22 protein-coding genes and 2 tRNA genes are annotated in these 25,449 nt (G+C 61.9%); 9 read left to right on the plus strand and 15 right to left on the minus strand.

The annotated features are described in order from the left end of the window. Positions 1-132 precede the first annotated feature (132 nt). The 4 genes from AAIL67_RS18040 to AAIL67_RS18055 all read right to left on the minus strand — a co-directional run bounded on the left by AAIL67_RS18040 (position 133) and on the right by AAIL67_RS18055 (position 4,856). On the minus strand, positions 133-1,014 hold the full coding sequence (locus tag AAIL67_RS18040; protein WP_039049714.1) for an ABC transporter permease subunit: 882 nt from the start codon (positions 1,012-1,014) through the stop codon (positions 133-135). Beyond that, entirely contained in the window at positions 1,007-1,795 is a 789-nt protein-coding gene (locus AAIL67_RS18045; protein WP_224648731.1) for an ATP-binding cassette domain-containing protein, read from the minus strand. The genes AAIL67_RS18040 and AAIL67_RS18045 overlap by 8 nt, the downstream gene beginning before the upstream one ends. A gap of 66 nt (positions 1,796-1,861) precedes the next feature. Then, entirely contained in the window at positions 1,862-2,869 is a 1,008-nt protein-coding gene (tauA, locus tag AAIL67_RS18050; protein ID WP_343484511.1) for a taurine ABC transporter substrate-binding protein, read from the minus strand. 565 nt (positions 2,870-3,434) lie between these two features. Next, entirely contained in the window at positions 3,435-4,856 is a 1,422-nt protein-coding gene (locus AAIL67_RS18055) for an FAD-binding oxidoreductase (RefSeq protein ID WP_034392176.1), read from the minus strand. A gap of 754 nt (positions 4,857-5,610) precedes the next feature. Between AAIL67_RS18055 and AAIL67_RS18060 the strand changes: the two genes are divergently transcribed. Together AAIL67_RS18060 and AAIL67_RS18065 are read left to right on the plus strand one after the other, a co-directional pair. Further along, on the plus strand, positions 5,611-6,009 hold the full coding sequence (locus AAIL67_RS18060) for a nuclear transport factor 2 family protein (protein WP_087080851.1): 399 nt from the start codon (positions 5,611-5,613) through the stop codon (positions 6,007-6,009). Positions 6,010-6,198: 189 nt separating this feature from the next. Then, the gene (locus AAIL67_RS18065) at positions 6,199-7,635 is read left to right on the plus strand and encodes an amino acid permease (RefSeq protein ID WP_202788485.1); all 1,437 of its coding nucleotides are present in this window, start codon (positions 6,199-6,201) and stop codon (positions 7,633-7,635) included. 53 nt (positions 7,636-7,688) lie between these two features. On the opposite strand, the gene AAIL67_RS18070 is transcribed toward AAIL67_RS18065, so the two are convergent. Next, entirely contained in the window at positions 7,689-9,212 is a 1,524-nt protein-coding gene (locus tag AAIL67_RS18070; protein ID WP_034377768.1) for a PLP-dependent aminotransferase family protein, read from the minus strand. A gap of 276 nt (positions 9,213-9,488) precedes the next feature. Between AAIL67_RS18070 and AAIL67_RS18075 the strand changes: the two genes are divergently transcribed. The 3 genes from AAIL67_RS18075 (at position 9,489) to greB (ending at position 10,457) form a co-directional block, all read left to right on the plus strand. Continuing rightward, a tRNA-Arg gene (locus tag AAIL67_RS18075) sits at positions 9,489-9,565 on the plus strand. Between the two features lie 147 nt (positions 9,566-9,712). Continuing rightward, positions 9,713-9,789 (plus strand) — tRNA-Arg (locus AAIL67_RS18080). A gap of 101 nt (positions 9,790-9,890) precedes the next feature. Continuing rightward, positions 9,891-10,457: a transcription elongation factor GreB gene (greB, locus tag AAIL67_RS18085; RefSeq protein WP_063665024.1), complete on the plus strand. Its 567-nt coding sequence runs from the start codon at positions 9,891-9,893 to the stop codon at positions 10,455-10,457. 132 nt (positions 10,458-10,589) lie between these two features. Here greB and AAIL67_RS18090 read toward each other — a convergent pair whose 3' ends face one another. From AAIL67_RS18090 to AAIL67_RS18110, 5 genes are all read right to left on the minus strand, one after another. Next, complete coding sequence (locus AAIL67_RS18090) at positions 10,590-11,924, minus strand: lytic murein transglycosylase (protein ID WP_034392169.1); 1,335 nt, start codon at positions 11,922-11,924, stop codon at positions 10,590-10,592. A gap of 120 nt (positions 11,925-12,044) precedes the next feature. Further along, positions 12,045-14,300 carry a bifunctional (p)ppGpp synthetase/guanosine-3',5'-bis(diphosphate) 3'-pyrophosphohydrolase gene (locus tag AAIL67_RS18095; RefSeq protein ID WP_034358144.1) on the minus strand — a complete coding sequence of 752 codons (2,256 nt, stop codon included), beginning with the start codon at positions 14,298-14,300 and terminating at the stop codon, positions 12,045-12,047. Between the two features lie 104 nt (positions 14,301-14,404). Continuing rightward, positions 14,405-14,608, minus strand: a complete 204-nt coding sequence (rpoZ, locus tag AAIL67_RS18100) for a DNA-directed RNA polymerase subunit omega (protein ID WP_003052081.1) — start codon at positions 14,606-14,608, stop codon at positions 14,405-14,407. A gap of 18 nt (positions 14,609-14,626) precedes the next feature. Further along, positions 14,627-15,256, minus strand: coding sequence for a guanylate kinase (gene gmk, locus AAIL67_RS18105; RefSeq protein ID WP_003062692.1), 630 nt, complete (start codon positions 15,254-15,256; stop codon positions 14,627-14,629). A 61-nt stretch (positions 15,257-15,317) separates the two neighbouring features. Beyond that, positions 15,318-16,211 (minus strand): YicC/YloC family endoribonuclease, encoded by an 894-nt coding sequence (locus AAIL67_RS18110; RefSeq protein ID WP_034377826.1) that lies wholly within the window; start codon positions 16,209-16,211, stop codon positions 15,318-15,320. An 89-nt stretch (positions 16,212-16,300) separates the two neighbouring features. Between AAIL67_RS18110 and AAIL67_RS18115 the strand changes: the two genes are divergently transcribed. The 4 genes from AAIL67_RS18115 (at position 16,301) to hemW (ending at position 20,317) form a co-directional block, all read left to right on the plus strand. After that, positions 16,301-17,332, plus strand: a complete 1,032-nt coding sequence (locus AAIL67_RS18115; protein ID WP_034358139.1) for a serine/threonine-protein kinase — start codon at positions 16,301-16,303, stop codon at positions 17,330-17,332. Continuing rightward, on the plus strand, positions 17,329-18,201 hold the full coding sequence (locus AAIL67_RS18120; RefSeq protein ID WP_343484512.1) for a protein phosphatase 2C domain-containing protein: 873 nt from the start codon (positions 17,329-17,331) through the stop codon (positions 18,199-18,201). Before AAIL67_RS18115 ends, AAIL67_RS18120 begins: the two co-directional genes overlap by 4 nt. Positions 18,202-18,294: 93 nt before the next feature. Beyond that, complete coding sequence (locus AAIL67_RS18125; RefSeq protein WP_003062684.1) at positions 18,295-18,894, plus strand: non-canonical purine NTP pyrophosphatase; 600 nt, start codon at positions 18,295-18,297, stop codon at positions 18,892-18,894. Between the two features lie 193 nt (positions 18,895-19,087). Then, positions 19,088-20,317 carry a radical SAM family heme chaperone HemW gene (gene hemW, locus AAIL67_RS18130; protein WP_343484513.1) on the plus strand — a complete coding sequence of 410 codons (1,230 nt, stop codon included), beginning with the start codon at positions 19,088-19,090 and terminating at the stop codon, positions 20,315-20,317. Positions 20,318-20,331: 14 nt separating this feature from the next. On the opposite strand, the gene AAIL67_RS18135 is transcribed toward hemW, so the two are convergent. The 5 genes from AAIL67_RS18135 to AAIL67_RS18155 all read right to left on the minus strand — a co-directional run bounded on the left by AAIL67_RS18135 (position 20,332) and on the right by AAIL67_RS18155 (position 25,186). Further along, entirely contained in the window at positions 20,332-20,679 is a 348-nt protein-coding gene (locus AAIL67_RS18135; RefSeq protein WP_224648727.1) for an I78 family peptidase inhibitor, read from the minus strand. 156 nt (positions 20,680-20,835) lie between these two features. Continuing rightward, on the minus strand, positions 20,836-22,104 hold the full coding sequence (locus tag AAIL67_RS18140) for an SPOR domain-containing protein (protein WP_343484514.1): 1,269 nt from the start codon (positions 22,102-22,104) through the stop codon (positions 20,836-20,838). A 97-nt stretch (positions 22,105-22,201) separates the two neighbouring features. Continuing rightward, positions 22,202-23,515 (minus strand): fumarylacetoacetase, encoded by a 1,314-nt coding sequence (gene fahA / locus AAIL67_RS18145; RefSeq protein ID WP_343484515.1) that lies wholly within the window; start codon positions 23,513-23,515, stop codon positions 22,202-22,204. A 118-nt stretch (positions 23,516-23,633) separates the two neighbouring features. After that, positions 23,634-24,455, minus strand: a complete 822-nt coding sequence (locus AAIL67_RS18150; RefSeq protein ID WP_343484516.1) for a 3-hydroxybutyrate dehydrogenase — start codon at positions 24,453-24,455, stop codon at positions 23,634-23,636. Then, positions 24,452-25,186, minus strand: coding sequence for a GntR family transcriptional regulator (locus tag AAIL67_RS18155; RefSeq protein WP_059440685.1), 735 nt, complete (start codon positions 25,184-25,186; stop codon positions 24,452-24,454). Before AAIL67_RS18155 ends, AAIL67_RS18150 begins: the two co-directional genes overlap by 4 nt. Between the last annotated feature and the right edge of the window lie 263 nt (positions 25,187-25,449).

The following is a 25,449-nucleotide window of genomic DNA, read 5'->3' on the forward strand; positions in this document are numbered from 1 at the left end:
ACGCAAGGCCGGGCTAAGCTCAGGCGGCAAGCCGAAAAAGCCGAAAAAGCCGGAAAACAGAAAAGCGGGAAGGCGCAATGCCTGCCCGCTGTCTGTTTGCCGGAGTCACCCCCGCCGGGGAATCGGCAGCACTTACATGCGTCCCTTCCAGGGCACCAGACGCTTTTCGACCCAGCGCATGAACAGGTCGAACACATAGGCGATCACGCCGATGACGATGATGCCCATGATCACGATGTCGGTGCGCAGGAAGTTCGAGGCGTTGAGCACCATCTGACCCAGACCCACGTTCGCCGCCACCATTTCGGCGGCAACCAGAGTCGTCCAGCCAAAGCCGATGGCAATGCGCATGCCCACCAGAATGTCGGGCAGGGCCGCCGGCAAGATCACATGGCGGATCACCTGGAAGTAGCTCGCTCCCATCGAATAGGCGGCATTGATCTGCTCCTGTGCTGCGCTGCGCATGCCCGAGCGGGCCGCCAGGGCCAAGGGTGCAAAGCAGCTCAGGAAGATCAGCAGGATCTTCGGCGTTTCATCGATACCGAACCAGATGATGATCAGCGGCAGATAGGCCAGTGGCGGCAGGGGGCGGTAGAACTCGATGGGTGGGTCGAAGATGCCGCGTGCGATGCGTGACATTCCCATCGCAATGCCCAGCGGAACGGCAATCATGAAGGCCAGCCAGAACGCGACGGTCACGCGCAGCAGACTTGCCGAGAAATGCTGCCACAGCGGTTTGTCGTTGGCCTGCCCGGTCAGGTATTCATAGAACTGCTGGAACACCGCTTGCGGGCTGGGCAGGAACAAGGGCTTGATCCAGCCGAGATTGGTGGCGGCGAACCACAGTGCCAGCAGCAAGGCCACGGTGACGATGCTGATGCCGAGGCTGGAGCCTTCGCCGGGGGTCTTGAAGCGACTGGTCTTCACCGGTCCTGACGCCTGCGGGGCAGTGGCCTTGGGCTGCACGCGCGCGGTCGTGGCGGGCAGATGGTTGATTTGGACTGCTTCAGACATTGGCAGGCTCCCGGTGGTGGATCAGACTCAGAACTTCTTCGCGCATCCTGATGAAGTCGGGGCGCGACTTGACGGCACGCGCATCGCCGGTGCGCAGAAACTCATGGCAGAACGGCATGTCGTCGTAGACATGGGAGATGCGGCCCGGGCTGGGGCTCATGACGATCAGCCGGCTGGCCAGAAACAGCGCTTCCTCTACCGAATGAGTGATGAAGAACACCATCTTGTGGGTGGCATGCCATACGCGCAGCAGGATTTCCTGAACCTGCTCGCGCGTGAAGGCGTCCAGCGCACCCATGGGTTCATCCATCAGCAGCAGTGCTGGATCGTTGGCCAGCGCACGGGCAATGCCGACACGTTGCTGCATGCCACCCGAGAGTTCATAGACGGCACGCCTGGCGTAGTTCTGCAAGCCCACGAGGCCCAGTTTCTCTTCGGCGATTTGCGTGCGCGTCTTCAGGTCCATGCCGCGCATGCGCAATCCCAGTGCGACGTTGTCGATCACATTGAGCCATGGCATCAGCGCATGCTTTTGAAACACCACACCCTGATTGGCTCCGGGGCCCTGAATGGGTTTGCCGTCCAGCAGGATCTGGCCGCTGGAAGGCGCCAGAAAGCCTGCCATGCAGTTGAGCAGTGTTGTCTTGCCGCAGCCCGATGCCCCCAGAGCGACCACGAAGTCGCCTTCGTTCATGGTCAGGTTGACGGGCGCCAGGGCCTGCAAGTGCCCGCCCTTGACCTCGTAATTGACGGTCAGGTCGCGTATATCCAGAGTCGGCATGACATTGCCCTCCTATGTGAAACAAAGCTGGGAGCCACGACGGGGTTGACCGTCGTGGGCGGGCAGTCAGCGGCCGAGAGCCTGCTTGACATAGCTGCTGGTCACGTACGCGGCGTAGTCGGGCCTGACCTCCTGGATTCGCCCCTGCGACTTCAGAAACGTTGCGGTATTGGTCATGGCCTTGGCCGCACCGCCTTCCAGCCACTGCACGCCGAGCTGCTCTTCAGCGCTGGGGAAGCGGTAAAGCGCCATGGCTGCGGGTACATCCTTGGGGTCGGCCTTGCTCCATTTGGCAATGGCCTTGATCTCGGGCGAATCGGGAGTCCACTTGGCCAGGTTGTCGCGCACCTGGGCGCTGGCCCGATTCAGGGCCTTGATGAAAGCCACCATGAACTGGGGATTTTCCTGGGCGAACTTGCTGCTCACGGCAATGCCCTCGAAGGTGGGGTAGCCCATCTGCGCAATGGAGCCGGAGGTGGCAATCACCTTGCCCTTTTGCTTGACCTTGGCCAGCACCGGATCCCAGACAAAGGTGGCATCGATATCGCCGCGTTCCCAGGCCGCGGCAATTTCTGGCGGGCGCATGTTCATGATGTTGACCTTGCGCGCGTCGACGCCTTCCTTGCCCAGAGCCGCGACCAGCTGGTAGTGCGCGGTGGAGACGAATGGCACGCCTATGCGCTTGCCCTCCATGCTCTTGAAATTGCTGATGCCGCCGCCTTCACGTGCCACCAGGGCTTCGGCACCGGCGATGTCCGCAGAGATCCAGAGCAGCTTGATGTCCTGCCCCTGGCTGGCTGCGGCGGTCAGCGGGCTGGATCCCACCTCTCCCATCTGCACGTCGCCCGAGGCCATCGCCCGTATCACGTCGCCGCCGCCCGAGAACATGCGCCAGTTGATCTTGTAGCCCGTCTCCTTTTCCACCTCGCCCGACTCCATGACCAGGCGCAGAGGCACCAGCATGTCCTGGTTGGCGAAGGTCACGGTTTTCTGCTGCGCCAGCGCGAAGCCGGTCATGGCCAGTGCTGCTGTTGCGGCACCCGCTTTCAGCATCCATCGTTTTTGCATTTTCATTGCCAATTTCTCCATGGTTAGAGCGATATCGGTTGAAGACTTAGACCAGAGAACCCTTGCTGTGCTCACTCTTGCTGACTTGCTTTCCCATTCCCGCTTCTGGCTGAACCGGTAGAAAGCCGCATCGCGAGGCTCAAAGAGCTTTCTCAGCGGATCGTAGTGAGCAACCTTGCGCAGCCAGTAGGGCCAGTTGCTGTGAATCGTTAGGTCCAGGCGCGCACGGCCCCGGATGGGGCGCGCAGCATGGGTTGGCGTGCACCGCGACCGTGCATTGCAAAGCCTTGCATGGCGCGGCTTGCGCGGGATATCTCGGTCCTGGTGAAGGGCGTTTTTGCGGCGTCTGCATGGGCTTAGGTGTATTCACTGATCGCAGACAGACACGGGAGGATTGGGCTGTCCGAGAGGCATGAATGCTTGCGCAATATGCGTGCCAGAGAGGCGGTTTTTCCTGTGGCCGGGGCGCTGGGATGTGCGCCGCACCGCATCCGTAGATAGCATGAAAAAAAGCACCTTCCTGGCGGAAGGTGCTCTTCGTTGCGCGAAGCCCGAACGGCGGCTGGCAGGGTCAGTTCTTCTCGTCGTTCATGTGATACCAGTGGTAGAGAAAGCGCTGGCCCATGCGGCGAAATGGTGCAAATGCCTCCGAGCGCACCATATTGAACACATTCGGATATTCGAGCGATGAGTTGTAGATTGGCAACTCGAAGGCCTTGATGTTCTGGCCTGCGATGCGCTGGGCCATGCGACGGCCTGCATGCGCAGAGAACGACACGCCGTTGCCGCCATAGCCGACCGCATAGAAGACGCTTTCCCTTGGATCGGGCTGGGTGATACGCGGCATCATGTCGTGGCTTACATCGACCCAGCCCCACCAGGAGTAGTCCACCTGGATTCCCTTGAGGGCCGGGAACTTGTGGTGCAGGCCCTCGACCAACTTGGCCATATGGACCGGATTGGGCGCATCGGCGCCGGTGACGGCGCTGCGGCTGCCGATCTGCACGCGGTTGTCGGGCAGCTTGCGGTAGTAAAAGCGCAGCGTGCGCGTGTCGGTGATGACTTGCGTGGTCTTGAAATTGGTGGCTGCCAGCTCTTCTTCCGTCAAGGGTCTGGTGACCAGCGAGTTCGAGAGAATCGGCATGATCTTGGAGCGCAGACTGCGGTGAAGGCCGTTGCTGGTATAGCCACCGGTGGCAAAGCCGACGGCGCGTGCCTTGACCGTGCCGCCCGGTGTCTGGAGGTAATGCACGCCGTTGCGTGTCTCCATGCCCAGCACGGGGCTGGCGGGATGCACCTTCACTCCCAGCTCGCGGGCCTTGCGCAGATAGCCGAATGCCAGCTTGAGCGGATGCACGCCAATGCCGTCGGGCTCATGCATCGCGCCACGGCAGTCGGCGTCATCGACATAGTCGCGGCGCACAGCATCGACGCTGAGTATGCGGGCGTCGTAGCCGAAGACTTCGCGCATGACGCGGGTCTCGTTGCGCAGAAAATCCATTTTTCTGTCGCGGTGGGCAATATACAAATGCCCTCCCGGTTGCGGCTCGCATTCTGGAAACTCCGCAACCAGTTTCTTGAACGTGTCGAATCCTTCGCGGATCTCCGCATCCAGCTTCAGGGCTGTGTCCTTGCCCCAGCGCTCTATCCACTGCGAGCGATAGAGGCGGCCGCTGGCATTCTGGCCCTGGCCGCCGTTGCGGCTGGTGCAGCCCCAGGCGCTCTGGTTGGCCTCGAGAACCACGGCGCGAATGCCGTGTTCGCGGGCCAGAAACAGCGCAGTGGACAGGCCCGTGAAGCCCGAGCCCACGATGACCACGTCGGCTTCCATGTCGCCGCAGACCGGACCATCGTCCTCGGGTGGCCGGCCTGCCGTCCCTACCCAGTAGGTCGGAGCGTAGCCGGCACCATGTCCGGGGTTTCTTGCCACCAGGGGGTCGTACTGCGGGTCGTATGGATTCAGATGGCTGGGGCGGATGTCCTCGGCTTTCATGGCGGTCGTCTCCTGGTGTGGCTGCGTTTGAAGTGGCGCTCTATTGCTATGGAATTGATGGACGCAAAGTCAATGCAGATGCACTGCTTGCGATGTCCAGAGCAGCATAGCCAGCCCCTTGTGCAGCTGGTTAGGGCCACGGCACAGGTTTTGATGGAGCCAGCGCGCAAGCCTGACCATCCGAATCTCGGGATTGCCGCAGACGGGCTGCAGCGAGACTCCTGCAAACCGGGCGACCCACCGAGTCGCGCTCGCCGGGCGGGGCTGCGCGCCGGCCTGCTTCAGATCGGCATGACACAGGCTGTGTCAGCCGTCACCTCAAGGGGATGCACTGGAGTCCACCGCCACCTGTGCAGACAGCGGGCGTGGCCGTGAACTTCCCCTGCGCCTGTGTCAGCGATGACCGCATTGAGCGTGTTGGTGTTCTCCTATCGTTTTCACCTAAATGAAGCGGCAGAAGAGGCATTTGCCGGCGGGCTTCGGTCTGCATCCGCAAGAGCTGCGGCAGAGCATCGCGCTCAGAGGAGAAACGGACTTTCTCAAGGCATTTTTCGGTGCACGCCGACGTCATCTCGCGGGGGAGCAGTGCCCTGCGCGGAAAGGCCTTGGACTTAACGATAGCCGGCAACTGGCCCTACGAAATGGAGCCAGTGCTACCTACCATGAGTCATCGGAATTTCAGGCATTTTTCGATAGAAAGGGGTCGCTTTTGCAATGGCCGATCCCCATGACATGACAGCAATCTGGAGAGCATATGAACAAGCAAGAATCCCAACCCGATGTCCAGTTTCTGGCGCGTTTCTCCGACGCGTGGAATCGCCATGACATTGACGCATTGATGGACTTCATGGCCGACGAATGCGAGTTTCACGCCGTTGCCGGCCCTGATCTGATGGGGCGCAGCTTTGTGGGTCGTGAAGCCGTGCGTGAGGGCTTTCAGCTGGCCTGGCAGGCATTCCCCGATGCGGCCTGGGTGGATGGAGAGCATTTTGTCCAGGGAGCGCGCGGAGTTTCGGAGAGCACCTTCAAGGGCACCAAGGCCGACGGCCTGCGTGTGGAAGCTCGCATGGTCGATGTGTTCACCTTCCGCGACGGCAAGATCGCCGTCAAGAACGCCTACCGCAAGGATCGTCCACCCGTAGCGCTTTCCTGACACGAGCCTGGTTTGCGTGCGCGCATCCTTGTCTCGCGGCAAGGGGTGCTGCACGCATGGCTTCGCGCAACAATTTTCAAGCAGATAACTGAACGACCACGGCAACGGCCTGCATGAGCAGCAAGGCACAACCAGATACATAAAGCCGTGGCGACCGGCATTTCCAGGCCGGCAAGACAGGAGACAAAAATGATTGGAAATCCGCATTCGTCGCCGGACGGGCTGTCGCACAGTCTCAAGCAGCGGCACATGACCATGATTGCCCTGGGCGGCGTCATCGGTGCCGGGCTCTTCGTAGGCAGTGGCGTGGTCATCAAGTCGGCCGGACCGGCGGCCGTCATCTCTTTTCTGATCACCGGCCTGCTGGTGGTGCTGGTCATGCGCATGCTGGGCGAGATGGCCTGCTCCATGACAGGTGGCTCGTTTTACGAGTACGCCCGCGAAGCCTGGCGCGACCGGCCAGCCGTGGGCCAGCTGGCGGGGTTTCTCACGGGCTGGATGTACTGGTATTTCTGGGTCATCGTCGTGGCGATCGAAGCGGTGGCGGGGGCCGAGCTGGTGCGCTACTGGCTGCCCGACGTGCCGGCCTGGAGCATCAGCCTGGTCCTGCTGATCATGATGACGCTGACCAATCTGGTCTCGGTCAAATCCTTTGGCGAGTGCGAGTTCTGGCTGGCGTCCGTGAAGGTGGCGGCCATCGTGGTGTTTCTGTTCATCGCCGGCGTCTATGTGCTGGGCCTGACACCGGGCGGCAGCGGAATGCATGTCGCCAACCTGAGCCAGAACGGCGGTTTCATGCCCAACGGTATTGTTCCGGTGCTCACGGGCGCCGTGGCCGCGACCGGCTTCTATTTCGGCGCGGAGATCGTGACGATTGCGGCCGCCGAAACCGCTGAGCCCCAGAAGGCCGTGGCCAAGGCCACGAATTCGGTCATCCTGCGCGTGCTGGTGTTCTATGTGGGATCGGTGCTGCTGGTGGCCTGCCTGGTGCCATGGAACTCCATCGGCATGTCCACGCCCTATGTCAGCGCTCTCGATGCCATGGGCGTGCCGGCCGCTGCCCAGATCATGAATGCCGTGGTGCTGACCGCCGTGCTGTCGGCGCTCAACTCCGGGCTTTATGCCTCTTCGCGCATGCTGTTTGCGCTGACGCGACGCGGCGATGCGCCCAAGGTGCTGGCCCAGGTCAGCCGCAACGGCGTGCCCGTGTACGCGATTCTGGTAGCCACCTTGTTCGGCTACGGTGCCATCGTCATGTCCTATCTGTCTCCCGACAAGGTGTTCGCCTTTCTCGTGAACTCCTATGGCACCGTGGCCATCTTCGTCTACATCCTGATTGCGATTTCCCAGCTGCGTCTGCGCTATCGATTGGAGAACGAGGCTCCGCATCTGCTCAAGGTGCGCATGTGGTGCTTTCCTTATCTGACCTGGCTGGCGATTGCGGGCATGCTGTCCATCGTGGTGGCCATGGGCTTCATTCCCGAACAGCGCACGCCGCTGGCCCTGGGTGTGGCCAGTCTGTGCATCTTGCTGATTGCCTATCGCGTGCGTCAGACGTTGCGGCGCGGAATCAGTCCCGAGGGGCTGCTCGACGAGCTGGCTCCGCCCAAGCTGCGCAAGAATTGATGAGACCCACAAAAGCCCCGGACCCTGAGTCCGGGGCTTTTTGTTTTGCGCCTCTACATGCAGTGCATGGCTTCTGCCAGGGCCTTGATGCCGTGGGCGATTTGTCCTGCGGGAATGGACTGATAGCCCAGGCGTATGAAGTTGCCCGTGTTGCGAGGGGAGGTGAAGAACACATCGCCGGGCTCGATCAGCACTCCATGCTCGGCGGCCTGGCGTGCCAGTGCCTGCGCGGGCACATGGTCGGGCAGTTGCACCCAGCATGAGCCGCCGCCGCGTACCGGCGTGATGCGGCATTGGGGCAGGTAGCGAGCCATGGCTGCCGTCAGCTCGGCATGACGCTCTTTCTGGGCCTGGCCGAGGCGGCGCAGCTGGGCCTCGTAGTGGCCCAGCGAGATGAACATGGCCAATGTGCGCTGGATGAAGGTGGAAGGATGGCGGATCATCAGACGGCGCAGGGCGCGCAGCTCCTTGATCAGCTCGGGCGGAGCCACGATATAGCCCACGCGAAGGCCGGGTGCCAGGCTCTTGGAGAGGCTGCCGATATAGATCACGCGGTTGTTGCGGTCCAGGCTTTTGAGTGCCGGGATGGGTTGTTCGTCGAAGCTGCTTTCGCTTTCGTAGTCGTCCTCGATGATGATGAGGTCGTGCTTTTGTGCGGCCTCCAGCAAGGCTTCGCGCCGCTCCAGCGGCATGGTGACACCCGTGGGGCACTGATGGCTGGGCGTGACGTAGAGGTACTCGAGCTTGCGCATGGCATTGACGATAGGCAGTCCATCGCCATCCACGCCAATGGGGATGACCTGCGAGGTGCGGCTGCTGAAGATATTGCGCGCATCGGGGTAGCAGGGGTTCTCGATGCCGATGGAGGTGCCCTCGCGCATCAGCAAATCGGCCACCATGTACAGCGCATGCTGGGCGCCGACCGTGATGATGATTTCGTCGGGTGACGCCCAGACGCCGCGGCGCGGCAGGATCTTGGTCTGCACCTGCTGGATGAGGCTGTCGTCGTCGCGGGTGATGTGATCGGGCGCCCACATGCGGATGTCCACCACGCCCAGGGACTTGAGGCAGCATTCGCGCCAGGCGGCCGTGGGAAACAGCTCCTTGTCGAACTGGCCGTAGAGAAACGGATAGGGGAACCGCTGCCAGTCGTCTTCCTTCACGATGCTGCGCTGCAGGCTGGGGCGCAGCCACAGGCGGCGCGACCAGTCCGTGTGCGCCTCGGCGTCCGTGCTCCTGCCGCTGCCCGGCGTGCGCTCGGCCGTGCGGCCCTGCAGCACATCGGGGTGTATGAAATGGCCTTTTCTCTCGCGGCTCAGCAAGAAGGCCTCTTCGGTCAGTTGCTGGTAGGCCATGACCACGGTGATGCGGCCCACGCCCAGCAGCTTGGCCAGTTCCCGGCTTGAGGGGATAGCGTCGCCGGGCGCGAGAATGCCGGTGAGGATGGCATCGACCAGCATTTCGCGAATCTGACCCTGAAGGCTCAGAGAGGGCCTGGCGCTGCGGCGAAACAGCTGCTCCCACATGGCCACGGATGGAGGAATCGAAGGCGAGGCCTGTTGTCTGTCTGTCGTCATTGATGGTTCTGAATGCACTGCCGCAGCGTGCGGCGGCCTGGAGCGACCGGCTGCCCTGACGCGCGGGGCCTGGCTCTTTGGGGTCCATGAACGCGGCATCGCAGAGGCCGCCAGCAGCTTGCTGGCGGACCGGTTTCAACGCTCAAGATTAGCGCATATGCATGTGCTTGGAATCAGGCTTTTCATGTGGTCGCAAGCCTGAAGCAGCGCGCGGGATCTGAAATTCCTGGAGACCTTTTCTGCAGGCTCCAAAATCTGTATATAATTTGAGGCTTAGCGGCTGTAGCTCAGCTGGATAGAGTACTTGGCTACGAACCAAGGGGTCGTGGGTTCGATTCCTGCCAGCCGCACCAAACGACAAGCCTCAGAACTGAAAAGTTCTGAGGCTTTTTCGTTTCTGCCTTGGCTGTTGCGGCAGGATTGCCGGTGCTGGATGTCTTTGAAGAAAAATCCGGGTTTTCACCGATTAGCTTCAAAAACTGTATATAATTCGAGGCTTAGCGGCTGTAGCTCAGCTGGATAGAGTACTTGGCTACGAACCAAGGGGTCGTGGGTTCGATTCCTGCCAGCCGCACCAAACGACAAGCCTCAGAACTGCAAGGTTCTGAGGCTTTTTCGTTTCCGGGCTTTGACAGAGGCTGGTCAAGGCAAGCACGGATCTGTGTGAAGATCGGCCTCATGAGCAAGGCTTTCACCAAAGAATCGGACGGCGACGACGATGATGACGTCGGCGCTCTGCCGCCATTGCCCGCCGGCGGCAAGAACTACATCACGCCCCAGGGCTACCAGCGCATCAAGGATGAGCTGCTGGATCTGATCGACAACGAGCGCCCCAAGATCGTGGAGATCGTGCACTGGGCGGCCAGCAACGGCGACCGTTCCGAGAACGGCGACTATCTCTACGGCAAAAAGCGTCTGCGCGAGATCGACCGCCGCATCCGCTTTCTCACCAAGAGACTGGAGATTGCCGAGGTGGTCGACCCTGCCGTGCATGCGGGCAGCGACCAGGTCTTCTTTGGCGCCACGGTCAGCTATGTCGATGACGAGGGCGTGGAGCGCACCATCACCATCATGGGCATTGACGAGGCGGACAGCGCGCAGAACCAGGTCAGCTGGATTGCCCCGGTTTCGCGTGCACTGCTCAAGGCGCGCGTGGGCGACGAGGTGGCCTTGCCCACGCCGGCCGGTGTGCGCATGCTGGAGATTCTGGACGTCAGCTATCCGCAGCCTGCAGGACGTTCCTGAGTGCACGAGCTGCAAAAAAGCGCGGCTTCAACATCGGAAGCCGCGCTTTTATTTTGTGAGCTTCACTCGCTTGATGTTCAATGATTTCAGATAGTTTTGGTATTGAATTCATTGATCGTCAAGCGCTAAAAGCTATTGTTTTTGAGATGGGTTGCCAGCCTGCAGGCGTTGCAGCAGCTCCAGCGTGGGGTAGCCGTCTGCCACCAGGCCCTCGCTTTGCTGGTATTGGCGCAGCCCGGCCCGGGTGGCCGGACCCATCACGCCGTCGGCCGCTCCGGTGGCAAAGCCGCGCTGGCTGAGTGCGGTCTGCAGCGCCCGTGTCTGCTCACGCGTGAGTGCGCTGAGATCGCGCGGCCATTCGGCGCTGACACCGCCATTGCCTGCCAGCTGCGATGCGAGCAGGCTCACGGCCAGTGCATAGTTGGTGGAGTTGTTGTAGCGCAGGATGGCGCGGAAGTTGCTGCCCACCATGAAGGCCGGACCACGGGCACCGGCCGGTGCAATGATGCTGGCTCCGGCTATCGCAGGCAAAGCCTGAGCGTTCATACTTTGCACGCCTTCTGCAGCCCAGGCATTGCTGTTCTGGCGCGTGGAAAGCTCGGTGCGCGCGTAATCGAAATTGGCTGGCAGGCGCACTTCAACGCCCCAGGGCTCGCCGGGGGTCCAGCCAGAGCTTGCAAGATAGTTGGCCGTGGAGGCGGCCACATCGGCCATGGAGCCCCAGATGTCGCGGCGGCCGTCTCCATCGGCATCGACTGCATATTGCAGGAAGACCGAGGGCAGAAACTGGGTGTTGCCCATGGCACCGGCCCACGAGCTGATCATATGGGCGGCGTCGATGTCGCCGTTGTCGATGATGCGCAGCGCGGCAATGAGCTCCTTCTGCGCCCATTCGGCACGGCGGCCGTCGAAGGCGAGAGTGGCCAGCGCATCCACGGCCGAGAAGCTGCCGAAGTTGCTGCCGTAATTGCTTTCCATGCCCCAGATGGCGGCAATCACCGGCGCCGGCACGCCATAGCGCTGGCTGGCCGCCTGCAGGCTGGCGCCGTGTTCCTGCATCTTGAGCTTGCCGGTCCTGATGCGTTGTGCGGAGACGGCGCTATCCAGGTATTGCCAGGGCGTGCGCGTGAACTCGGGCTGGGAGCGGTCGAGCTTGACGATGCTGGGCTGGAGTCTGGCACCGGCCAATGCGCTGCGCAGTGTGCGCTCCGAAATGCCTGCCGCGCGTGCGCGTGGGGCGAATTCCTGCTTCCAGTGTGCGAAGTTGCTGGCCTGTATGGGACTTTCCATCGCTGCTTCGTCAGTGCCTTGCTCTGTTTTGGCAGGCTGTGCCGGTTCGGACACCGCCGCTGCAGGAGGCTCGGACCGGGTGGCGCAGCCTGCGAGCAGGGCTGCTGCGATGGCGGTGATCAGCAACGGCTGACGGACATTCAGAAGCGAAGGTGCGGTTTGGAGCATGAATGCCATTGTCGCTTGCTGCCGTGGCCTGGGGGCTGTTGCATGGCGGGATAGCGCCCGCAGAATGCAACAAAATCTTTCGCCCATGAAAAAGGCCGCCCGAGGCGGCCTTGTGCAGGAAGGAAGAGGTCAGGCCATGACGCGGCTGGCGCGAATGACCGAGTGCAGGCGGCGCAGATTGCGCAGCGCATTCTCCAGCTGAACGCTGTTCTGCACGGAGATGACGAAGCGCAGGTCGGTGGTGCCGATCGCGGCTTCATCGGTCATCTCGACGCGCACGATATCGGCTTCGGCGTTCGATAGCTCTGCCGCCACACGGGCCAGCACGCCCTTGTTGTTTTGCACCGTAACCACGATTCCCGCCTCGAACAGGCGCGTGATGTCGTCGGACCAGTCCACGGTGATGAAACGGTCGGCATCCTTTTCGCGCAGCTTGATGGCATTGTTGCAATGGGCGTGGTGCACGACCAGGCCCTGACCGCCCAGGTAGCCCAGAATCGGGTCTCCCGGCACGGGGCGGCAGCAGTGCGAGTAATAGACCGAACTGCTCTCGTCGCCGTTGAGCGTGACCGCACCCTGGAAGGGGCGGTTGTGCGTATTGAAGCGCTCCTGCGTGATGAGCAGGGCATCCGGGCGCACCCCCTGCTTGGTCATGAAGGCGGTCATACGCGCCGCCACCAGCGAGGCAATGCGGCGGCCCATGCCGATATCGACCATGAGGTCTGCGGGCGTGCGGTTGCCCGTGATGCGCAAAATCTCGTCCCAGACGTTCTTGTTGGCATCGTCCTGCGACGGTACGCTGTCAATGCCTTCGGCACGCAGAGCCTGGGCCAGCAGCGTTTCTCCGAGCTGACCGGCTTCGGTCTGGGCCGCATTCTTGAGGTAGGAGCGGATCTTGGAGCGCGCGCGTCCGGTTTTCACAAAACTCAGCCAGGCCGGGTTGGGCGTGGAGGTTTCGGAGGTGATGATCTGCACCACATCGCCGCTCTTGAGTTCGGTGCGCAGCGGCACTTCCTCGTCATTGATCTTGGCCGCCGTGGTGCGATGCCCGATCTTGCTGTGGATAGCGTAGGCAAAGTCCACCACCGTGGCACCGCGCGGCATGGCCATGATCTCGCTCTTGGGCGTGAACACGTACACGGCATCGGGGAAGAGGTCGACCTTGACGTGATCCCAGAACTCCGCCGCGTCGCGGGTCTCGTTCTGGATGTCGAGCAGGGACTGCAGCCACTGGGTGGACAGATGCTCGGAGTCATGACCTTGCTGCGCCTTGTACAGCCAGTGGGCCGCGACGCCGGCCTCGGCCACGATGTTCATCTCTTCCGTTCGAATCTGGAATTCGATGCTGACGCTGGAGGGGCCGACCAGCGTGGTGTGCAGCGACTGGTAGCCATTGCTCTTGGCAATCGCGATGTAGTCCTTGAAGCGGCCCGGCATGGGCTTGTATTTCTGGTGCAGCACGCCCAGGGCGGTGTAGCAGTCCAGCGTCTTGGGGACGATGATGCGAAAGCCGTAGATGTCGGTGACCTTGGCAAAGCTCAGCTGGTTCTTCTGCATGCGCTGGTACAGCGAATACAGCGTGCTCTCGCGGCCCAGCAGGCGTACCGACAGGCTGTGCGTGGCAAAAGCGGTGCTGACTTCATCCTGTACACGATGGACCAGGTCCCGGCGGCGTGTACGCGAGCGACCGATGGCTTTTTCCAGTGTGGCATAGCGCCAGGGGTGCAGATGCTTGAACGACAGGTCCTGCAGTTCGCGATAGGTCTGGTTCAGACCCAGGCGGTGAGCGATGGGTGCGTAGATCTCCAGCGTTTCGGACGAGATACGGCCCCACTTGCTGCGCGGCATGTCGCTCATGGTGCGCATATTGTGGGTGCGGTCGGCCAGCTTGATCAGGATGACGCGCACATCGCGCGCCATGGCCAGCAGCATCTTGCGAAAGGACTCGGCCTGGTTTTCCTCGCGAGTGTTGAACTGCAGCTTGTCCAGTTTGGTCAGCCCGTCCACCAGTTCGGCCACATCCTCGCCAAAGCGTTCCTTCAGGTCCAGCTTGGTGATGCCGCAATCCTCCATGGAGTCATGCAGCAGGGCCGCCATCAGGGCAGGGGCATCGAGCTTCCAGTTGGCGCAGATTCCCGTGACCGCGATGGGGTGGGTGATATAGGGGTCTCCACTGCTGCGCCACTGATCGGTATGTGCTTGATCTGCGTAGATATACGCCTGGCGCACGCGCTCGGCGCTGTCGGCATCCAGATAGCCCAGATGCTCCATCAAACCCTCAAAAGCAGCAGCCGACACACGTGCAGCCTGTTCAGCGGGCATGCGCTGAGGCTTGGCCGGTGCCGTAGAGGAAGGAGCAATCGTCGAGTTCTGGGCCGCTGTCATATTCCTTAAATGTAGCCTGCAAGTATGTAGTGCAAGCTGACAGGCACAAAAAAGCACCGACGAGCGGTGCTTAATTGTCTATTTTGGTGCTGCGATGCAACAGCTTAACCCGGCACCTTCTTCAGCATTTCCAGGCCTACCTTGCCGTCTGCGATCTCACGCAGGGCAGTGACGCTGGCCTTGTTCTTGGTTTCAATCTTGGGGGTATGGCCTTGATTGAGCATGCGGGCGCGATAAGTCGCGGCCAAAACGAGCTGGAAGCGGTTGGGGATCTGCTCCAGGCTATCTTCAACAGTAATGCGTGCCATCAGGAACTCCGGGAACGGTCAGTTGGATTCAGGGATATTGAGCGACTCGAAGGTGTCGGCGCGAAGGCGCCGCTGGGCCGCATATTTGAGGCGTTGCGCGTGAATGATCGCCTTGAGATCAAAGAGCGCACTCTCAAACAGTTCGTTGATTATAACGAAGTCGAATTTTGCGACCTGCGCCATTTCCTCTTCGGCGTTCTTCAGGCGCAACTCGATGACTTCGGGAGCGTCCTCGCCACGGTTTTCCAGTCGGGCGCGCAACTCGTCCCAGCTGGGCGGCAGGATGAAGATCAGCACGGCATTGGGAAATGCCCGTTTGACCTGCAATGCGCCCTGGTAGTCGATTTCGAGGAGCACATCGGTGCCGCTCTGGATGCGCTCTTCCAGAGACCTCTTGGCCGTGCCGTAGCGGCGGCTGTGCACATTGGCCCATTCCACAAAGCCGTTGTTGGCGACCATTGCGTCGAATTCGGCGTCCGAGACGAAGTAATACTCACGGCCATGTTTTTCCTGGCCGCGCGGCGCGCGCGTGGTGTGAGAGACGGAGGGGTAGACGCGTGCGTCGAATTCACGCAGGGCGCGTACCAGAGAGGATTTGCCGGCACCGCTGGGTGCCGACACGACAAATAGATTTCCGGGATGGTCCATGACTTTGGGCATGACTTTGGGCATGAATCGAGCGTACGGGGTAGGTACGCCCAGGGCTTGCTTACTCGATGTTCTGCACTTGTTCGCGCATTTGCTCGATCAGCACCTTCATGTCGACGCTGATGCGGGTCAGCTCCAGCGTGGCTGATTTGGAGCCGAGGGTGTTGGCTTCACGGTGCAATTCCTGGATCAGGAAGTCCAGACGCTTGCCGATGTCGCCACCCTTTTTGAGCAGACGCTCGATTTCGTCGAGGTGAGAGCCCAGGCGCGTGACTTCCTCGGCCACGTCGATGCGGATGGCAAAGGCCGTGGCTTCGGCCAGGGCGCGGTCCTGGGCGGCCTCGGGGGCAACCGAGCCTTCGCCCAGGGCCATGGCCTCCTTCCAGCGCTCCAGGAATTTCTGGCGCTGCTGCTCCACCAACTGCGGCACCAGCGGCGCGGCGGTCTTGGCCAGTTCGCGCAGTTGCTTGATGCGGTCGAGCAGCATGTCGGCCAGGCGCTCGCCCTCGCGGGCGCGAGCCGCGAGCAGCTCGGTGATGGCCTGTTCGGCCAGGGACGGAGCGATCTCGCTCCAGTCCGTGGCGGCGGTGGCGGTGCCGCTGCACAGGCGCAGCACATCGGCCACGGAAAGGTCGCGTGCCTTGGGCAGCCAGGCCTGAACCGAGTCCTGCAGGGTCACCAGGCGTTGCAGCTGGGTGGCTGAGGGAATGGGCAGGGATTGGTTGCTGGAGACGTCGATGGCGGCTCGTACTTCCACCTTGCCGCGCTTGAGGCGCGCGGTGAGCAAGGTGCGCAGGGCCGGTTCAAGGGCGCGCAGTTCGTCGGGAAGGCGGAAGGACAAATCCAGAAAGCGGCTATTGACCGCGCGGATCTCAAGGCCCAGACGGCTGTTGGACTGGGACTCTTGACCACCCTCAACGGATGCGCTGTGCTGGGCACTGGCGTATCCGGTCATGCTGTAAACTGGCATTGGACTTTTGATGGATGCTTGCAATTTCCCGATTATCCGGGTTTCGTATCATCCTTGAGGTTTACCGGTAAAAAATGTCTACAAAAACCAAGCCAGCGCCCCTACCGTCGGGCAGCACAATAGGTGGATACCGGGTGGTGCGCAGGATTTCCTCGGGGGGGTTCGGGATTGTCTACCTGGCTCTGGACGCCGATGGCCAGCAGGTAGCGATCAAGGAGTACCTGCCGGCTTCGCTTGCCACTCGGGCGCCTGCCGAACTGCAGCCCATGGTGGCGCCAGAAAAACTGTCCCTCTATCGCCTCGGGCTCAAGAGCTTTTTCGAGGAAGGGCGCTCGCTGGCGCAGATTTCCCACGCCTCCGTGGTGAGCGTGCTGAATTTCTTTCGCGAAAACGAAACCGTCTACATGGTGATGAACTACCTGGAAGGGGCGACCCTGCAGGAGTTCATCGTCACGGCGCGCGAGCTCAAGGCCGACAAGGTGTTCAGGGAGTCGACCATCCGCTCTCTGTTTGACGAGGTGCTGCGCGGCCTGCGCATCGTGCATCAGCACAAGATGCTGCATCTGGACATCAAGCCCGCCAATATCTTCATCACCAATGACGACAAGGCCGTGCTGATCGATTTCGGCGCGGCGCGTGAAGTGCTGTCCAAGGAGGGCAACTTCATTCGTCCCATGTACACGCCGGGCTTTGCAGCCCCGGAGATGTACCGGCGCGATTCCCAGCTGGGTCCCTGGACCGATATTTACGCCATTGGCGCCTGCATCTATGCCTGCATGCAGGGCATACCGCCCAATGAAGCTCCGCAGCGTCAGGACAAGGACCGGCTGGCCCTTGCCTTGAACAAGCTGCGCGGCGTGTATTCGGACAATCTGATCGAGGTGGTGGAGTGGTGCATGGCCATGGATCCGCTCTCGCGCCCGCAGTCGGTGTTTGCCTTGCAAAAGGAGCTGAGCCGCGAAGGCGAGCGTCGCTATACCAAGCTCAGCATGCAGGAACGCATGCGCATGCAGTTTGACAACATGGTGCATGACGCCAGGAAGAATCTTCAGAAACTCGGCGGCTCCGAACGTGGAGCGGTGACCGACAGCAATCGCAAACCATGAAATTTTCCGTCTTCCAGCTCAGCCGCCGCGGAGGCCGTGCCCTCAACGAAGACCGCATGGGCTACTGCTACACGCGAGAGGCGGCGTTGTTCGTGCTGGCGGACGGCATGGGCGGGCATCCGGACGGCGAAGTGGCCGCACAGATAGCATTGCAGGTGGTTTCCACGCTTTTTCAGCAAAAGGCCAAGCCCATGCTGGAAGAGCCTGCCCTGTTTCTGGAAGAGGCGCTGCTGCAGGCCCATCGCCAGATACTGCGTTATGCCAGCACCAAGGGCATGATGGACACGCCGCGCACCACGCTGGTGGCGGCCGTGCTGCAGGACGGCAAGGTGACCTGGATACACTGCGGCGACTCGCGTCTGTACTGGGTGCGCGACGGGCAGCTCGTGGAGCGAACACGTGATCATTCGTACAGCGAGATGCGCAAGGTCTCCGGTGCGTTGGCGCCTGCCAACCGCAATGTGCTGTTCACCTGCCTGGGCTCGCCTTCCAAGCCCATCTTCGATGTGAGCGAGACAAGGCGGCTTGAGGAGGGCGATCAGCTGATGCTGTGCTCCGATGGCCTCTGGGGGGCGGTCCCGACACCGGAAATTCTCCAGATCATGAACGGCAAGGCCGTGGCCCACTTTGTGCCCATGCTGGTCGACACCGCACTCAAGCGCGCCGGGGACGGCAGCGACAATGTCACCGTGCTGGCACTGGTATGGGAAACACCGAATAATTTCGAGCCGTCTTCCATTTCCACGCAGGAAATCGAGGATCAGGGCTTCGAGTCCACGATACAGGTGGGGCCGATCGAAGACTGCGAGGATGAGCTCGACGACGAGGCCATACGCCGTTCGGCACAGCGCCAGAAAGCCAAGACCTGAACACGGTTGCACGCTGCAATAGGCGCTGGCTTGAAACTACTGAATCAATAGCTGATTGCGCAAGCGCCATAAGCGCTTCCATGGATTTTTATTATGAAAATTGTGCTGGCATCCAACAACCGCGGAAAGCTCGCCGAGTTGCAAGCCATGTTTGCCCCGCTGGGCGTGGAGCTGATTCGTCAGGGCGATCTGTTCGAGGGAGAAGCTCCCGAGCCCTATGGCACCTTTGTAGAGAATGCGCTGTCCAAGGCGCGCTTTGCGGCCGAGAAGACCGGCTTGCCCGCCATTGCCGATGATGCCGGCATGTGTGTGGATCATTTTGGCGGTCTGCCCGGCGTGGACACGGCCTACTATTGCACCCAGTTCGGCTACGAGAAAAGCGACGACAACAATGTGCGCGCGCTGCTCGAGCAGATGCAGGGTGTGACCAACCGCCGTGCCGCCATGGTCAGCACCCTGGTGGGCGTGCGCTCGCCCAAGGACCCCGAGCCGCTGATTGCCGTAGGACGCGTGCAGGCTCTGCTCACGACCGAGCGCCGTGGCAGCAATGGCTTCGGCTTTGACCCGGTACTGCTTATTCCCGAGCTGGGCCTGACCTTTGCCGAGATGGAGCCCGAGCTCAAGCATGCGCACAGCCATCGTGGACTTTCTTCGCGCACCATGATCGAGATGGTGAAAGAGCGCTGGTTATAACCAGCGGTTCCCCCTGAGGCGCTTTGCCTAGGCGGCCCCGCGCCTTCCCCCTTTCTCTGCGCGCTATGGAAGGGGGACGACGGCCTCGCTGCGGGGCGGCGGGGCCGCCTGGGCCCTTGCTTGCTATCCCATGGTTGGGGTGTGCTAGTTTTAGCGGCGTCGGTTTTGTTTGCGCTAGAAAAGCATATTTCCCATGATTCCCATTCAGCATCAAACAGAGACCGCCGAAGCGGCGGTGCAGCGCGATATTCAGCACTACATGCGGCCCGGTACGCTGCAGCTGGGCAGCCTGCCGCCGCTGTCTCTGTATGTGCACCTGCCCTGGTGTCTCAAGAAATGCCCGTATTGCGACTTCAACTCGCATGCCTGGGCCAAGGGAGATGCGCTGCCCGAGGATCGCTACATCGATGCTTTGATGGCTGATCTGGAGTCTGCGCTGCCGCTGATCTGGGGGCGCACGGTGCACAGCGTCTTCATGGGCGGGGGCACGCCCAGCCTGTTCTCGCCCGAGTCCATAGACAAGCTGATTGCCGGTCTGCGTGCGCGTCTGCGCATGGAGCCCGATTGCGAGATCACCATGGAAGCCAACCCCGGCACCTTCGAGAAGGACCGTTTCAAGGCCTTCCGTGCGGCCGGCGTGAACCGCCTGTCAATCGGGGTGCAGAGCTTTGACGACCGCTATCTGCAGGCTGTGGGCCGTGTGCATGATGCGGCGCAGGCCCAGGCTGCGGTGCGCGAGGCGGCGGACAATTTCGAGACCTTCAATATCGATCTCATGTATGCGTTGCCCGGCCAGAGCATGGTTGATCTGCAGCGCGATGTGGACACGGCACTGTCGTTTGCACCGCCACATCTGTCGATTTATCACCTGACCATCGAGCCCAACACCTATTTCGCCAAATATCCGCCCGTGGTGCCGGAGGACGATACGGCCTATGAGATGCTGGACCTGATCACGGCCAGCACCAGGGCCGCGGGCATGCAGCGCTATGAGGTCTCGGCCTATGCCAAGGACGGCCATCAGTGCTTTCACAACAGCAACTACTGGCAGTTTGGCGACTATCTTGGCATTGGCGCCGGTGCGCACAGCAAGCTGAGCTTTGCCCACCGCATCGTGCGCCAGGTGCGTTTCCGCGATCCGGCCCGCTATATGGACATGGCACTGGCCGGCACGCCGCTGGCACAGGACAACGAGGTCAAGCGTGCCGATCTGCCGTTCGAATACATGCTCAACGCGCTGCGCCTGCGTGGCGGCTTTGCCTTGCAGGAGTTCATGGAGCGCACGGGCCTGCCCATGTCGGCCATTGCCAAGGGGCTCGATCAGGCCCAGGCCAAGGGCCTGATCAGCCGCGATCTGGGCCGCGTGGCGCCCACGGAACGCGGCTTTGACTTTCTGAGCGACCTGCAGGAAATGTTTCTGTAAGTCCTGGCGGGTGCTCAGCCGCAGCGCAGCGCCGTGATCTTGCCTGCGTCATTGGTGATGACGTTCAGGCGCTCCTGGTTGTATTCCATGGTGGCAGGCTGACCCTCGCGCAGCACGCGCAGCAAGTACGAGCCGGATTTCTGGCGGATGGTTTCCAGCGTCGATGCCACGGTGTTGTGGCCGATATAGATCTGTACCGGCTCCGCGTGGCATACCTGCAGCTGACGCGCAGGCGGGGCGGTCTTGCCGCCTGCGACCATGCCGTTGCTGGCGCAGCCTGCCATCAGCAAAGCCATGCTGGCAGCAGCCATGCCGAGCAAAGGGCGGGTGGAAATATGCAGAGTGGGTGTTCGATGCTTCATGCCCCACACCATAGCGCCCCCAGGTGCTCGCGCATGCCAGACCAAGCCTTGATGTGCAAGCGGGTGCAACAAAGCAATGCGAAAATTTGATAGCTTCATGTGCAATTCCATCAAGGGAATGGTGGCATTTTGACTGTGAATCTTCAGCGCCGGAGTCTATGGCTTGTGGGCTCCTTCTGCACTTTGAAAGATGCCGGCATCGATATTCGCGGCCTGCAGCTTGCGTGCAGCCTTTTCAGCGCGCTTTCGGCTCTCGAAGGGGCCGCTGCGTACTCGGGTGACTTCCCCCTTGTTGCTGGCCATCTTCTGCGTCAGCGCGGGCAGTCTGGACTTTTGCAACTGCGCCAGCACCTTGTCGGCATTGCCGGCCTCGGAATAGACGCCCAGATTCAGATAGAACTTGCCAGGAACCAGGTCCGAGCCGGCATGGGATGTCGAGGGGGTAGCTTGTTCCTTTGTATCTGTGGCCGGCCTGGCTGTCGGCTTTTCGCTCAGCTCGGCCTTGACCGCCGCTTTGCTCGGCACTGAGGCAACTGCGTCGGGTACAGCTTTTTCTGCTCTGCTGTCTGTTTCGGTGGCGGTCGTAGGCGCTGGCTCTGCCAAGCGGTTTTCTGCCTGGACGTCAGTAGAGGCGGCTTTGGGGACGGGCTTTGCCAAGTCCGGGCTGGCAGCTGGACGATTGGCCGCGGCGACTGCAGGCGCTGTGCTCTTGGTCGGTGCCGGGCCATCGGCGGGCAGCAAGGCCAGACCCGCGCCTGCGGCCGCTGCAACAGGCAGGGCCAGCACCAGCATGGCTGCGGTTCTGTTGCGAGGAGAGCCGACCTGCGCCTGCAAGGCGGCATGGGCGACAGCCATATTGGGCGCGTCCGTAATCGCCTGCAGCGTCTGGGCCCTGATCTTGCGCCAGTACCAGCCATTGCCCAGCAGGCCGGGCACGGCCACAGCCACCAGCCAAAGTGCAATGCCCAGGCCCAGAGCCATGGCCTCGGGCAGAGCCGGGCGCAGGCCAAACCACCAGATCAGCGCGGTTGCCGTGACGGCTGTGAGGTATTTGCCCGCCTCGCGCCATAGACCATGCAGGCTGCACCAGGCCAGGGTCAGGAAGGCTGCCGCCATATTCCAGCTGGGCAGGCTGCGGTCCAGGGCATCGAAGCGCTTGAACTGGGCCAGGTAAAAGTCGCGTGAACATGGGCTCAGGCGGCTGGCATAGAGCTGAGGCAGCAGACCGCTGTCCTCTTCTTCGGGCGCAGCGGTCTGCTCGGCCTCGTGTTGAAGACTGTGCTGCATGGAATAGGCTGCAGCTGCAAAGGCTCCGGCAATGGAGGCAGGCAGGGGGCTGGCGTCCGAGCGCAGAGGCTGGTCCAGCACAGGTTCCTGGCGGGCAGGGGCGAGCGCAGGAGGTGGGGTGTCCGAAGCGGAAGGCATGGCTGCAATTGTGTCATGGCGTTACGAGCAGGCCGAAGGCAGATTCCCAACAAAAAACCGGCGCCAGGCCGGTTCTTTGGGGATGGCCGAGGCGGGCTCAGGCCTGGTGCGCGGGCAGCACGGTGGCGCGGCACTCGCCAAAGCCGATGCGCGCGGCTCCAGGCTTTTCGCACCAGCCGGTAAAGACCACGGCGTCGCCGTCGAGCAGGAAGGTACGGGTTTCGCCGTTGCTCAGGCTCAAGGGCTTTTTGCCGCCTTCGGTGATTTCCAGCAGGGCGCCGGCTTCGGCCATGGTGGGGCCGGACAGCGTGCCCGTGCCCAGCAGGTCGCCGGGTTGCAGATCGCAGCCGTTGACGGTGTGGTGGGCAATCAGCTGGGCCATGGTCCAGTAGGCGTGGCGGTAGCTGGTCCGGGTGATCTGCTCGGCGGCCTTGCCTTCGGCGCGCATCTTCTCGGTCTGGATGGCAACCGTGAGCTGCACATCGAGCGCACCGCGCTGCGAGTTGGCCTCGGAGCTGAGGTAGGGCAGGGGCTGTGGGTCCTCGGACGGGCGGACAAAGGCCGTGCGATAGGGCTCCAGCGCTTCCAGCGTCACAATCCAGGGCGAGATGCTGGTGGCGAAGTTCTTGGACAGGAAGGGGCCCAGTGGCTGGTATTCCCAGGCCTGAACGTCGCGTGCCGACCAGTCATTGAGCAGGCACAGGCCGAAGATATGGTTTTCGGCATCCTCGATGCCGATGGCCTCGCCCCAGGCATTGGCCGAGCCTGCGTAAATGCCCATCTCCAGCTCATAGTCGAGGCGGTTGCAGGGCTTGAGCACGGGGTCGGCATCGGGAGCCTTGAGCTGGCCGTTGGGGCGCTTGAAGTCCACGCCAGAGATGCGGATGCTGGAGGCACGACCGTGGTAGCCGATGGGCACCCACTTGTAGTTTTCCATCAGCGGGTTGGTGGGGCGAAACAGCTTGCCCACATTGGTGGCGTGATGCACGGAGGTGTAGAAGTCCGTGTAGTCGCCCACCTGTGCGGGTACGCTGTACTCCACATCGGCCTGGGGCATGAGGCAGGTCTTGAGGGCGGCTTCCTGGGCAGCGCCGGCACGCAGGGCGCGCGACAGGGCCAGGCGCAGGGCCGACCAAGACGCCGGGCCCATGGCCATCAAGCTGTTGAGCTGAGCTTGCGCCGCTGCGTCGACCTGGGCCTGCACATCGCCGCCCAGTGCCTTGGCATCGCGAACAGCCGCCATGTCCAGCACCTGGTCGCCAATCGCCACGCAGCCGCGAAAAGCCTCGCTGCTGTTCTTGCGGCGAAAGACTGCAAACGGCAGGTTCTGGATGGGGAAGTCGCTGCTGCCTGTGTTGGCGCTGGTGACCCAGCTTTGCAGGCCGGCGTCGTGGGTTTCGTTCAATGCCATGTTCGTCTCCTTAAACGATTTGAATAAAAACAGGCTGCAGCGCTGATCTGCTGTGCGCTGTCAGCCATCGATCTATGACTGATCTATGGGATCTGGCTTGTGCTGGCTTGTGGATCCTTCATGCAGCGGTAAAGCCCCCATCCATGTTCCACTGTGCGCCACGCACCTGGGCGGCGTTGTCGCTGGCCAGAAAGCCGACCAGTGCCGCGACCTGTTCCACCGTCACAAAAGCCTGCGAGGGCTGCTTGGCGCCCAGCAGCCTGGCGCGGGCTTCCGCCTCGTCCAGCTGCTCGCGCTGCGCCAGGGCATCGATCTGGGCCTGCACCAGTGGCGTGAGAACCCAGCCGGGGCAGATGGCGTTGCAGGTCACGGGCGTGGTGGCCAGCTCCAGCGCCACGGATTTGGTCAGGCCCAGCAGGCCGTGCTTGCTGGCCACATAGGCGGGCTTGTGGGCCACGCCGACCAGGCCGCTGACGGATGCCATATTGATGATGCGCCCCCAGCCGCGCTCCAGCATGGCCGGCGTGCAAGCCTGTATGGTGTGAAACGGTGCGCTCAGGTTGACGGCCAGCATAGTGTTCCATCGGTCTGGCGGAAAGCTGAGCACGGATTCCACATGCTGCATGCCCGCGTTGTTGACCAGAATGTCCACAGCGCCCAGCTCGGCGGCGATGCGCCGGGCCAGCGGGGCAATGGCCAGGCCGTCGCTCAGATCCAGTGAGTAATAGCGGGCGGCCACACCCAGTGCGTGCAGCTCGGCCAGCTGTTCATCGGTGCTGGCAGACGCCTGGGCGCTGCCATGCAGGGCAATGGCGGCGCCTTCGCCGGCCAGTTGCCTGGCAATGGCCCAGCCGATGCCGCTGGTGGAGCCGGTGATCCAGGCCACACGGCCGCTATGAGGCCTGGAGAGCTGCCGGACTTGGGGCAGGACGATGGTCATTTGAGCAGGTCCATTTCGATATGCACGTATTCGCTGATGAAGCGTACCTTGGCCCAGTAGACGATCAAGCCCTGTGGATTGCAGGCCCAGCGCAGCGCCTGCATCAACGGCGTGCCCAGCGGCACGCCCAGATGCTCGGCAATCAGCTCGTCGGCCGGGGCTACGCTCAGGTACTGGCGGGCCGTGGCGATCTGCGCTGGATCATTTCCCAGCGCCTGAGCCAGCGTGGTGCGCTCCAGCTGTTCCTGCAGCCTGGGGTAGAGGTTTTGTTCCAGGTACAGCTCGGACAGGCAAAAGCGTGCATCGCCGTGCTTGTGTACGCGCAAAAAATAGGTATAGGCAGTGGCCAGTTCGCCAGGGGAAGGGAAGCCGGCCGGAATGGGCGGCACGCAGTCATTCGCTTGCTGCAGCGTGGTCTGCTGAATCTGCTCGCCAAAGGCCACCAGCTCCTGCCAGGTCGTTGGCAGCAAAAAGGATGGGGGCTTGTAGGGCTGGCCAACGACCTTGGTGCCGCCGCGCTTGCGGGTCTGCAGCAGGCCTTCATCGACCAGCGCATGTACGGCCATGCGCACCGTGGTGCGCGAGACGCCGTGCAGGGCCTCGAGCTCCTCGACGGTGGGGATGCTTTGTCCGACCGTCCACTCGCCCGTCGCTATCTTGTTGCGAAACAGTCGGGCCAGCTGCAGGTGCAGCTTGTCGCGGGATTGGGGGGCGGTGGACGCAGCAGTCATAAGCACGGTTTTGCGGGGCAGTGTAGCAAATAAAGTATCTAAAAAAGTACTTTATTGAAAAAGACCAGCAGACACTCAAGATGGCGCAATAAGGCAGCGGGCGGGAGTGCAAACCAGCCCAAAGAAGTGCAAGAGTTCACAAATGTCACCATTCAGACAGTGCAAATGACTTTTAAACTCCTCGCTTTTGATAGCAGATAGTGCAGGCAGCCATTGGTTGCAATGTGCTTTGACAAGGGCAGCCCTTGCCTGGGAGTTGGTAG

Origin of the sequence: Comamonas sp. A7-5 (genome assembly GCF_039581385.1) — a bacterium.
Taxonomy (GTDB): domain Bacteria; phylum Pseudomonadota; class Gammaproteobacteria; order Burkholderiales; family Burkholderiaceae_C; genus Comamonas; species Comamonas thiooxydans.